Below are 12289 nucleotides of genomic sequence, written 5' to 3'. Positions count from 1 at the left end.
TTGTGTTAAATTTGAATAGTTTTAAAAATGGGTCTAATGAAAAAAATGAGTCCAACACTTGAAATTATCACTCCTTCTTTTGGGAGTTCTTTTACTTTTTCCAGATATGTTGAGAACGCCAATTGCAAATCGGATCTATGGCATTATCATCCCGAAATTGAATTGGTTTTTGTCAATGGAGGTTCGGGGAAAAGACAAATAGGAAGTCATATATCCTATTATTCAGATGGTGATCTAGTTCTTATCGGAAGCAATTTGCCTCATTGTGGATTTACAAACGAGCAAACTGGTAATAAGAATGAAACGGTAATCCAGATGCGTCCAGATTTTTTGGGAAATGATTTTCTGGAAATCCCGGAATTAAAAAATATTCAGCATCTTTTGCATAAAGCAAAAGGAGGTATTGCTTTTGGCCCCGAAACCAAGAAGTTAATTGCGGGCTTGATGGAAGATATGGAAAAGCAATCGGGTTTTGATCGGTTGTTAAGGATAATCCGTGTTTTGAATACTTTGGAAACCAATAATGAATATACTATTTTGAATGCTGATGGTTTTACCATGGAAATGCAGGTTCAGGACAATGATAGAATCAATGTAGTTTTTAATCATGTTAAAGACCATTTTCAGGAACCTATTCAATTGGATACTGTTTCGAGTATGGTGAGTATGACAACACCATCATTTTGCAGGTATTTTAAAAAAATAACCAATAAAACATTTACCACTTTTGTAAATGATTATCGTTTGGTTCATGCTTCAAAACTCTTATCGGAAAATACCAAAAGCATTACTGAAATTTGCTATGAAAGCGGATTTAATAATTTTAGTCATTTTAATAAGTCATTTAAAGCATTTACGGGAAAAAGTGCTTCCCAATACAGACATGAATTGAAGTCTTATATGGAGTGATTTTGAGCTCATGGTTTGTTTGTTTTATATTACAAAAACAAATCAATTTAAGTGTAATTATTTGTATATTAATATTTTGTTGTTTTTTGTTCTTTAATCAAATAAAGAGTGTCCTATTATTGCTTTTGGAAATTGTATATTTACATTTCATCCAAAAAAAGGAATAATATGAAAAATTTACGAATACTGTTTATTGCATTTTTATTTGGCAATACGATTTTGTCTTTTGCTTCTACAGTAGACACTTTGCAAATTCCAAGTGCTGCTATGAGTAAAACCTATAAAGCAGCTGTAGTCTTGCCTAATTCGTACGCAAAAGGGAAAGCTGTTTATCCTGTGCTTTATCTTTTACATGGTGCTTATGGGCATTTTTCGGATTGGTTATCAAGTACGCCCAATAAAAATACAGTTAAAAATTTAGCCGATCAATATAATATTATAATAGTGATGCCAGAAGGGGAGACGTTCAGTTTCTATCTTAATAGTCCAGTAAATAAAGGCAGTCAGTTTGAAACTTATATAACTGAAGAAGTAATTCAAAAGATTGACAAAACGTATCGAACGGTAAATGATAAAAAAGGACGTGTCATCGCTGGGCTCTCTATGGGAGGACATGGTGCTTTGTCTCTTTCGGCTAAACATCCCGAATTGTTTTGTGCGGCTGGGAGTATGAGTGGAGCTGTAGATATGGGAACAATGTTAGGTCGGGAGCCAAATGATCAAGTTATAAAATTAATGCAGCCTGTTTTTGGCGATCAAAGCAATAATCCTGATTTATACGCACAAAATGCTGTAATGGGGATGGTTGATGAAATTAAAGCCAACAAACTACCACTAATTATAGATTGTGGAGTTGATGATTTTCTTATTGAACCCAATAGAGAATTACATAGGAGATTAGTTTATGCTAAGGTTCCTCATGACTATACCGAACGTCCAGGAGCACATACTTGGGAGTATTGGGAAAATGCTTTACCCTATCAGGTTTTGTTTTTTAGTAAAATATTAAAAAACAATGGGGTTCTAATTAATTAAACAATGATTAAAAATAAAGAAAGAGCTTTTCGGTTAGAAGAGCTCTTTTTCTATGAATTTTATTTTTAAAGTGTTTATTTTTAATTTGATACAAACAATTGTACTGGAGAAGGAATGAATTTTTAACAATGAATTTAGGTGTTTTCGCCCATTATTGTTTGTGTAAACCAAAAACTTTTAAATTATTTTTAATAATATTATAAAAAATAATTTTTTTTTGGCTCGATTTTTGAAATACCTTTATAGAACTTTAAATATATAAAAAATGAAAAAAATAATTACACTTTTGTCAGTTATAGGGATGTTTGGTTTTCAGGGATGTACTGGGCCAGAGGGACCTCCGGGCATTCCTGGACAGGATGGACAGGATGGATTGATAGCGGAAGTATTTGAGCTTAAAAATGTTAATTTTGTTAATGACCCATTGGATAGCCCAGATTTAGGTTATTATATTTATCGAAAATTGGATCCTAAAATATTAGATTCAGATCAAATTTTAATTTATAGATTGGCTGGGACAATTGATGCCAATACTCCAATATGGCAATTGATTCCAAGGACTTTATTTTTGCAGCAAGGAGAGTTGGACTATGATTTTGATTTTAGCAAGGAGGATTTTAGTATATATGCTGGAGGAACTTATAATTTATCGTTAACTCCGCAGTATCTAAATAATCAAACTTTTAGAATTGTAATTTTGCCGGGTTATTTTTCAACTTTAATTGATAAAAATAATTACAATGCTGTAATAAGTGCTCTGAATATAAACGAAAGTCAAATTAAGAAAATTGATTTGCAATAGTAAACTTTGTAAGCATAAAAAAAGGAAATCTCTCGATTTCCTTTTTTTATGCTCTTAATTTAAAAGAGCATTTCTGTTTTTGTAAAATCAAGTAATATATAAGGGCTTATTTTTTTATACGTTTAAATTTAAAACAGTATAAAAGTTAGACTTATTTAGTTTCTGAAATGTTTTCTTTTTTACTAATTTGAATAGAAACAATTACACCGATAACAAGTGTCAAAGCAATAAATGACAATGAAGCCCATTCAGGAATTTCGATGTAATCATGCAATAACATTTTTAATCCCACAAAACTCAAAATAGCAATCAGGCTGTATTCGAGGTGACTGAATTTCTCTAGCATATTGGCAAGGAAAAAGTACAAAGAGCGCAATCCTAATATCGCAAAAATATTGGAGCTAAATACTAAAAAAGGGTCGGAGGTAATGGCTAAAATAGCCGGGACACTATCTACCGCAAAAATTACATCCATTACTTCGATGACTATTAATGCCACGAATAATGGAGTAGCAGCATTCCCTCTTTCTGTTTTTATGAAAAAATGATCTTTTTCGGTATGGGTAGAAATAGGAATTATCTTTCCTAGGATTTTATAGATTAAAGATTTTTTAGGATTAAACTCTTCTTCATCCTTGGTGAATAGCATTTTTATAGCAGTGAATAATAAGAATGCTCCGAAGATATAAGCTGTCCATGTGAACTTATTGATCAACAATACACCAAAATAGATCATTAAGCCTCTAAAAACTATCGCTCCAAGGATTCCCCAAAACAAAACACGATGTTGGTATTTTTTTTGTATTTTGAAAGAAGCGAAAATCAAAGCGATTACAAAGATATTATCAATACTTAATGATAGTTCAATTAAGTAACCTGTTATGAATTTCATTGCAGCGACAGAGGGCTTCAATTGACTAGGGTTTAATACGTAATCAGTTGAATACAGCCAATAAACCACACCAGAGAATAACATGGATAAAGTAAACCATATAGCGGTCCATTTGCTGGCCTCCTTGGTGCTGATAATATGGGGAGTCTTGTTGAATATTCCTAAGTCAAGAGCCAGTATTATAAAAATCAATACAATAAATAATATCCAAACAATCATAGTCGTATCTATTTTTTAGTGGGTCTCAAATGTGAAATTTGATTTGTTAATTTGTCTCTATTAATTTTTAAAGGTACTGTAATTTGCTTAAATAAAAAAAGTGCCTTCAATTACGAAGGCACTTTTTGGTTTTTGATATGCTTATGATTATAATGCTGATTTTACAGTTTTGATAATTCTTGCAGCAATTTTGTATGGATCACCATTAGAAGCTGGTCTTCTGTCTTCTAAATATCCTTTCCAACCATGTTGAACAGTATATAATGGAATTCTAATTGAAGCTCCTCTGTCAGAAACTCCATAAGAGAAATCGTGAATAGAAGCAGTTTCATGTTTACCAGTCAAACGTTGTTCGTTGTATGCTCCATAAACCGCGATGTGCTCTTCAACAACTGGACGGAAAGCTTCACATATTTTTTCGTAAGTTTCTTTAGAACCACATGTTCTTAGTACTTCGTTAGAGAAGTTAGCATGCATACCAGAACCATTCCAGTCTGTATCACCTAGTGGTTTTGGGTGGTATTCGATATAGTAACCGTATTTTTCAGTCAAACGATCTAGTAAGTATCTAGCAACCCAGATTTCATCACCTGCTTTTTTAGCTCCTTTTGCAAACAATTGGAATTCCCATTGTCCACAAGCAACTTCTTGATTGATCCCTTCAAAGTTAAGTCCAGCAGCAATACATAAATCGGCATGTTCTTCAACTAATTTTCTTCCGTGTGTGTTTTTTCCACCTACTGAACAGTAGTACATTCCTTGTGGAGCAGGATAACCACCTACTGGGAAACCAAGAGGTAGTAATGTTTTTGTATCCATGATAAAGTATTCTTGCTCGAATCCGAACCAGAAATCATCGTTATCGTCATCAATTGTAGCTCTACCGTTTGATGGGTGTGGAGTTCCGTCAGCATACATAACTTCAGACATTACCAAGTATCCATTGATACGAGTTGGGTCTGGATAAATAGCTACCGGTACAAGTTGACAGTCAGAAGAACCGCCTTCAGCTTGTTTTGTCGAAGAACCGTCAAAAGACCAGTTTCCTATTTCTGCCAATGTTCCTTTGAAGTTTTCGTGTTCTTCAACTTTAGTTTTGCTTCTTAAATTTTGCGTTGGTTCGTATCCGTCTAACCAGATATACTCTAATTTTATTTTAGCCATAATATTATAAATAATTTGTTTTTTGATTTTTTTTCTGATGCAAATATAAAATAATTTAATTATGTCGTAAAATTAGGGGGTGGTTTTTATTTATGTGTATTTAATTTTTGATATTACTGCATTTTAGGAGGGGTATAATTGAAAAATTATAATTTTTGTAGGGTATAATAATTAAATTCGTAATTAGCGGGTTTTTAATATTAATTATAAGTTAAGATTTTTATTACTATTATTTAAAAATCAAGCTGTTGGTACAATTTTTTTGATATTACATCTAGCTCAATTGGATGCTATGTATTAATGGGGCCTTTAATTATTTTGTTTAGTAGAATAATTTATATTTGTATGTGTTTATTAATGATTATTAATTTAAGATTTATCATATGTCATCAATTCGTTTTCAAGCTTTAAAAGAAGCTTCAAATAGAAAGTTAGTAGAGTTTCAGGAGACAGGAAGAAAATCGGTTCTTTTTGGGGCTAATGTGTTCAATGATAAGGCTATGAAGCAATATTTGACTTCAGATGCTTTTAAAGGTGTACAAGGTGCAGTTCAACACGGAACTAAAATCGACAGAAAACTGGCAGATTATATTGCCATGGGAATGAAAGAATGGGCTTTGTCCAAAGGAGTAACTCACTATACGCACTGGTTTCAGCCACTTACGGGAACAACAGCAGAGAAACATGATGCTTTTTTTGAAACTTCTTATGACGGAAGTGATCCATTAGAAAAATTTGGTGGGGCTCAATTGGTCCAACAGGAACCGGATGCATCGAGTTTTCCTCATGGTGGAATAAGAAACACATTTGAAGCAAGAGGTTATACTGCTTGGGATCCTACTTCACCAGCGTTTATTTTTGGAACGACATTATGTATTCCAACTATTTTTATTTCCTATACAGGAGAAGCGTTGGATAATAAGATTCCATTATTAAGAGCATTGTCGGCTATGGATGAAGCTGCTACGGAGGTCTGTAGATATTTTGATAAAAATGTTAAGAAAGTAACAGCTACTTTAGGCTGGGAACAAGAATATTTCTTAATTGACAGATCATTGGCTAATTCACGCCCAGATCTTATCATGACAGGAAGGACTCTGTTGGGACATACTTCTGCCAAAGGACAACAGTTGGATGATCATTATTTTGGGTCTATTCCAACTCGTGCTTTAACCTATATGAGAGATTTGGAACAAGAATGTATGTTGTTGGGAATACCGGTGAAAACACGTCATAATGAAGTGGCTCCGAATCAATTTGAATTTGCACCTATTTTTGAAGAGACAAATTTGGCGGTAGACCATAACTGTTTGTTGATGGACGTTATGCAAAAGGTAGCTGAGCGTCATGATTTGAAAGTATTGCTTCATGAAAAACCTTTTAAAGGGGTAAATGGTTCAGGGAAACACAATAACTGGTCATTAGCTACAGATACTGGAGTAAACTTATTGAGTCCTAGTAAAACGCCGATGACTAATTTACAGTTTTTGACTTTCTTTATCAATACTATTAAAGCGGTGAATGATTATGAGGCTTTATTGAGAGGGTCCATTGCTACTGCTAGTAATGATCATAGATTGGGAGCCAATGAAGCTCCACCGGCAATTATCTCCGTATTTATTGGAGAGCAATTGACTAAGGTGTTGGCCGAATTGGAAGGAGTTTCCACCGGGAAATTGTCTCCAGAAGAAAAAACCGATTTGAAATTGAATGTTGTAGGTAAAATTCCAGATGTCCTTTTGGATAATACCGATAGAAACAGAACTTCACCTTTTGCCTTCACCGGTAATAAATTTGAGTTTAGAGCGGTTGGTTCTTCAGCAAACTGTTCGAATGCCATGACTACGTTGAATACTATTGTTGCAAAACAACTTAAGGATTTTAAAGTTGCTGTCGATGATTTGATTGAATCAAAAGACATGAAGAAAGATGATGCCATTTTCAATGTTTTAAGAGAATACATTAAGCAATCCAAAAAAATCCTTTTTGAAGGGGATGGTTATAGTGAGGCCTGGCAAAAAGAAGCTGCAAAAAGAGGATTGAGCAATTTTAAAACTACTCCGGAAGCTTTGAAAGCTAGAGCTTCTAAACAAGCGATTGATTTGTTTGCTGAAATGGGTATTATGAATCAAATAGAAGTTGAAGCACGTTACGAAATTGAATTGGAGGAATATACCAAAAAAATACAGATTGAAGGAAGAGTACTTGGAGATATTTCAAAGAATCATGTAATTCCAACGGCGATTAAATATCAAAATACTTTGATTGAAAATGTGAAAGGATTGAAAGATATTTTTGGATCGGAGTTTGAATCCATTGCCAAAGAGCAAATTATTCTGATAAAGGAGATTTCTGGGCATATTGAAGGTATCAATTCTAAAGTGGAAGAGATGACTGAAGAAAGAAAGAAAGCCAATAATCTGACAGATGCTCATGCTATGGCAGAAGCTTATTGTAATCATGTAAAACCATATTTTGAAATCATAAGAAACCACTGTGACAAGTTAGAGTTATTAGTCGATAATGAACTATGGACTTTGACTAAATATCGTGAATTACTTTTGACAAAATAATTTTGGCAAATCCATTAAGAAAGGGGCTATTCGTAAGAAAGCCTCTTTTTTTTTAAATTAAATTGTAAAATTAGTAGGATAAATATAGATTTATATTTATTCAATTTTACGCTTTATCGGTTTAGTTTTACAGTTTGTCGAAAATAGCTAATGAGTTAATAAATAAGGCATTGCCTTTTTTTGAATGTTCGGAACATTTTATAAATTTGTCCCGTGTCAAAATGAGATGTAGCTAAATGAAATTATCTTAATAATGTCACAAAAATGAAAAATCCCCTATTTCATTAAATGAATAACCTACAAAATATAATATAACTTGCCCTGTTTATATTATTAAAACCTACGTAATATTTGTATTAACAACCAATTAAATATATGTATTATGAAAAAAGTTTTATTGAGCGTCTCGATGATGCTATTAACAATGGTAGGTTTTGCCCAGGCAAACGTAAGTAACGTAGATCAGTATGGCTGGTTTAATGGGGCATTAGTTGCACAAGTAGGTGCTTCTAATGATTCTGATGTTCTTCAAATTGGATTAGCTAATGATGCGGTAGTAGGTCAAGTAGGGAATTTGAATGAGGCTTTTATTGGGCAATTAGGAGTTGCAAATGGAGCCCTAATAACTCAGAATGGATGGTCAAACGATGCTGCGATTGTTCAAGTGGGAGCATTCAATTATTCTGAAATTAATCAAAAAGGGAATAACAACAGTGCTACAAATTGGCAATTAGGATTTGGGAATGATTCTAAAATTGATCAAGACGGGAATGATAATACTGCTTTTGATGTACAAGGTTTTTGGGGAAATGCAATTGCCATAAATCAACTTGGAACTGGAAATAGTGCATCATCAATTCAACTTGGCTGGGACAATACATCTGACATTATGCAAAATGGTCTAGGTAACTTTGCCGCAACGATTCAAGTTGGTAATGATCATATTAGCACTATAAATCAATGGGGTGCGGGTAATGTTGCAGTGGTATACCAATCCAATTAATTAGTAAAATTTAATTATTTCAAAAGCAGAACTGATTGGTTCTGCTTTTTTTATTTTGAATAGTGAAAAGTGTCTAGGTCAGAAAATATAATTTAGAAATGCGTTTCATTTAGAAATTTTATAGGTAGTCTGTAATTTGATTTTTTATCGTTTAAAATTAATTTTTAATATTTTTTTCAGTTAATTCATTTTGATTAATCTTATAATTTAAATTGGAGATTGATATTAAATAATAGCCGTTTGATTTTTAGAAATATAAAAAAGAGCATTTTAAAAATATTTGATTGAATGTTCAAGTGAGAATGTAAATAATGTCTTTTTCAATGACATATTAAAATGTAGAATTAATGTAAAAGAGAGCGTAAAGGAGCTAATGTTATAACAGTTGTTAAAAAAGGAAAGCTATAGTTCAAGTTAAATTTACATGCTTTTTGTTCTTTGTCGATTTACTATTACACTTCATCGAAAAACTTGGAAATGTCTATAAAATAGGTGGTTATAAGTTTTTTTTATAAAAATAAAGTTATAAATTTGACTCGTAATACTTCATAAAGCACTTGTATTAAGATTGTTTAGATGTATTTATTAAGTAAGAAATTCCCAAATTTCATTTTTTTTTAAGCCTACGATATAGTACAATTTGCCCCTCATTGGACTATCTAAAAAACCTACAGAATTGAATAATATAATTCCCCTGTTATATTATTTTTAGCCTACATAATAATTTGTATTAACAACCAATTAAATATATTTATTATGAAAAAAGTTATTTTGAGCATCTCAGCGATGCTATTGTCCGTAGTAGGTTTTGCACAAGCAAACGTAAGTAATGTTGATCAAGTGGGATTTCTTAATGGAGCATTAGTTGCCCAAGTAGGATCATCTAATGATTCAGATGTTTATCAAATTGGATTGGCCAATATATCTATAGTGGCTCAAGTTGGAGATTCAAATGAAACCGACACTAATCAGGGAGGTATTTTAAATATTTCAACTGTTACTCAAGATGGTAATTCAAATGATGCATATGTTGGACAACTTGGATTATTTAATGTGGCAACAACAGCTCAATCTGGTGATAGTAATGATGCCGTAACAGGACAGTTAGGGGCCTTTAACTCAGCTTCAACTATTCAGGTAGGAAATGATAACAGCGCAACTACTTTACAATTTTTAGTAGGAAATTCATCTGACATCTATCAAGAAGGTGAATTTAATACAGCAGGGGTATTGCAATTTGGATTCAATAATTCCGCTTCTACCACTCAATTAGGTACTTATAATGACAGTAGTACTTGGCAATTAGGTTTTGATAACTCTGCAACTACTATGCAAGATGGAGACAGCAATTTCGCATTGACTATTCAACTTGGAGATTCACACATAAGTACTATCTCTCAAGCTGGAGCTGGTAATAATGCGATTGTATACCAATCTAATTAATTAGCAGAAAAATTTTAAAAAAGGAGAATTGAATTTAATTTCAGTTCTCCTTTTTTTATTTTAAATATTAATTATTTGCATTTAAAGTGATAAAAATGTTTTTATCGCTTTATTTTTTGTTTTTAAGTGAGTTTAGTTTTAAATAGTAGCCAATGTTTAAAATTGGTTAAAAAAGAAAGTAATTTCTTGTTTTTGTTTTACCTTATTTTACCCTTCAACGACTTAGTGTCGCTTTTTATCGAATAAGTGACTCACTGAGGTAAAATAGCTTATTTCAGTTAGTTATCTTTTAAAAACATTTTATAAATTTGAGTGTATAATTGAAATTTAAAGTTTAAAAGCGTTGCTTTTTTACTGAATTGCTAAAATTTTGGTTTCTGATCTTTTTTCTTTTTTACAATTAAAATTGGATTCTGTTAACTGGAATTATTGAGGTAAGCATTTTTTAAAATTTATTTTAGGACTTATATTTTTTAAATCCAAAAGCCATGATTATTAAAGTTAAAATATTTTTATTCCTTATGTTTCTCTCTTCTCCGGTCGTGCTTAATGCCCAAGAGGATTTTGACAATAAATCACTTGATGGGGTTTCATTAATGACAAAAGAACTGTTGATTAGAAATAATAAAGTAAATGTTGAAAATTCACAAAGTACCAATCAATTTCTTCAAAATAATAATTTAGTTCAAATTCAGCAAATTGGAAATTATAATTATTCAAATGTTTATGTTAGAAGTTATGCAGCCGAGGTTCAGTTAAATCAGAATGGAGATAACAATTTTGCTAATGTTTATAGAAACGCCTACATAATTAACGAAAATATTAGCCAAACTGGGAATAATAATTTCATTAGTGATTTCTCGGTTTATTCAGCGGAACCAGTAAACACAACATTCAATCAATACGGAAATAATTTGACAATAATTAACAATGGTTCAAATTCCATTTCCAAGAATTTACAGATCAACCAAACTGGAAATTCTGGCACTGTGTATATTTATAATCGTTAGATCATGAAAGACTTTGTACTCAAATGGGTTTGTTTGTTTGTGTTTTTTAGTTTACAAAAAATGTATTCTCAGGCTGTTTATAAAGAAGTAAAAGCAAAGATTGAAGTTGAAAAAGTTGAAAATATCCTTTCTGTTAAAGGTACAGTCGAAAATTTAAAATCTGAGTATAAAAGTATCTCCTATAAATTGACAGTTTTCAAAAAGAATAAAAGCAATTCAAATAGTTCCAAGAATTCTCAAGATGGAAGAGTTATTTTGGATCCTCAACAGAAAGTTGTCTTATCAAAAACTCAAATAAATGAGGGCAAGGACGATCAAATTATTCTATTGTTGATTATATATGATGAAAATAATGTCATAATAGGTAAAGATCGAATAGAAATGGGAATTGATGACGAGTCAAAAGTTGGGGAAGCAAAACCAAATGACGGCTTGGAAATGATGGGGATTGTGTCTAATGATACCAAGACAAAATTAGGAAATGATTTCTACGAACTGTTTTATAAAGAATATTCTAAATTAAAAATTAAGACCAATAAAATTGTTTCGGTTCAAGAAGAACTAACTTTTGGAAGGACAACAAAAATAATGGTTTCAGTAGATGGAGAGTTAATTAATGAATTTATATCACGACCTGATGAAGATTTTATGAAATACATGGCTGAAACCGTCTCGGATAATGTTTTTAAATATTTTAAAAATATTGAAAAGCAAAACAAGGCTATAATGAGATATTAAGAGTCGAGTAAAGTATAATTTATGTTTTAATAATTAAATCAAAAAGCAATGAAATCATATCTAGCTTTAATTTGTATGCTTGGTCTTTTTTTGAATGCAAATGCTCAGGCGTTAGTGTACAAACCCATGAATCCTAATTTTGGAGGTGATACTTTTGGTTATCAAATGTTACTTAGTTCAGCCGATGCACAAAATGATTTTAAGGACAATGGTGCAAGTACTTATAAGCAACCAACACAATTGGAACGTTTTAAAGAAAATTTAAATAATCAATTGTTGAATAAAATTTCAAATTCATTATTCAGTGACCAGTTTGGAAGTAACGGTATATCTCAGGGTACCTATAATTTTGGGACATTATCCGTCGATGTTTACCCATCGAATCTTGGTTTAACAGTAGATATATTGGATATAGAAACTGGTGAACAAACACAAGTAATTGTTCCGGGAAGTTAATATTATAAAAGTAATAGAATAGATTTTGCCTCAATTTTTGTTAAA

Annotated in this window: 11 protein-coding genes; 9 read left to right on the top strand and 2 right to left on the bottom strand. The window is 31.8% G+C overall.

From position 1 onward, the window contains the following. Window positions 1-36: 36 nt before the first annotated feature. From C8C85_RS03200 to C8C85_RS03190, 3 genes are all read left to right on the top strand, one after another. Window positions 37-909: an AraC family transcriptional regulator gene (locus C8C85_RS03200; protein ID WP_116795794.1), complete on the top strand. Its 873-nt coding sequence runs from the start codon at window positions 37-39 to the stop codon at window positions 907-909. Window positions 910-1077: 168 nt separating this feature from the next. Beyond that, window positions 1078-1944, top strand: a complete 867-nt coding sequence (locus C8C85_RS03195; RefSeq protein WP_116795793.1) for an alpha/beta hydrolase — start codon at window positions 1078-1080, stop codon at window positions 1942-1944. A 265-nt stretch (window positions 1945-2209) separates the two neighbouring features. Further along, entirely contained in the window at window positions 2210-2746 is a 537-nt protein-coding gene (locus tag C8C85_RS03190) for a hypothetical protein (protein WP_116795792.1), read from the top strand. A 151-nt stretch (window positions 2747-2897) separates the two neighbouring features. On the opposite strand, the gene C8C85_RS03185 is transcribed toward C8C85_RS03190, so the two are convergent. After that, a complete protein-coding gene (locus C8C85_RS03185) occupies window positions 2898-3857 on the bottom strand; it encodes a TerC family protein (protein ID WP_116795791.1) in 960 nt (319 codons plus the stop codon). A gap of 147 nt (window positions 3858-4004) precedes the next feature. Then, window positions 4005-5021 carry a glutamine synthetase beta-grasp domain-containing protein gene (locus tag C8C85_RS03180; RefSeq protein ID WP_116795790.1) on the bottom strand — a complete coding sequence of 339 codons (1017 nt, stop codon included), beginning with the start codon at window positions 5019-5021 and terminating at the stop codon, window positions 4005-4007. Window positions 5022-5404: 383 nt separating this feature from the next. Between C8C85_RS03180 and C8C85_RS03175 the strand changes: the two genes are divergently transcribed. From C8C85_RS03175 to C8C85_RS03150, 6 genes are all read left to right on the top strand, one after another. Then, window positions 5405-7594 (top strand): glutamine synthetase III, encoded by a 2190-nt coding sequence (locus C8C85_RS03175; protein WP_116795789.1) that lies wholly within the window; start codon window positions 5405-5407, stop codon window positions 7592-7594. A gap of 382 nt (window positions 7595-7976) precedes the next feature. Continuing rightward, entirely contained in the window at window positions 7977-8597 is a 621-nt protein-coding gene (locus C8C85_RS03170) for a hypothetical protein (RefSeq protein WP_116795788.1), read from the top strand. 756 nt (window positions 8598-9353) lie between these two features. Next, window positions 9354-10040 carry a hypothetical protein gene (locus tag C8C85_RS03165; RefSeq protein WP_116795787.1) on the top strand — a complete coding sequence of 229 codons (687 nt, stop codon included), beginning with the start codon at window positions 9354-9356 and terminating at the stop codon, window positions 10038-10040. A 488-nt stretch (window positions 10041-10528) separates the two neighbouring features. After that, window positions 10529-11050: a hypothetical protein gene (locus tag C8C85_RS03160; RefSeq protein ID WP_116795786.1), complete on the top strand. Its 522-nt coding sequence runs from the start codon at window positions 10529-10531 to the stop codon at window positions 11048-11050. 3 nt (window positions 11051-11053) lie between these two features. Beyond that, window positions 11054-11788: a CsgE family curli-type amyloid fiber assembly protein gene (locus C8C85_RS03155; protein WP_116795785.1), complete on the top strand. Its 735-nt coding sequence runs from the start codon at window positions 11054-11056 to the stop codon at window positions 11786-11788. A gap of 48 nt (window positions 11789-11836) precedes the next feature. Continuing rightward, window positions 11837-12244: a curli assembly protein CsgF gene (locus tag C8C85_RS03150; RefSeq protein WP_116795784.1), complete on the top strand. Its 408-nt coding sequence runs from the start codon at window positions 11837-11839 to the stop codon at window positions 12242-12244. The last annotated feature ends 45 nt before the right edge of the window (window positions 12245-12289 follow it).

The sequence above is a fragment of the Flavobacterium sp. 103 genome (assembly GCF_003096795.1).
Classification (GTDB): domain Bacteria; phylum Bacteroidota; class Bacteroidia; order Flavobacteriales; family Flavobacteriaceae; genus Flavobacterium.
Note: the sequence above shows the minus strand (reverse complement) of the source record. Positions and strands in the feature narration are given on the sequence as shown.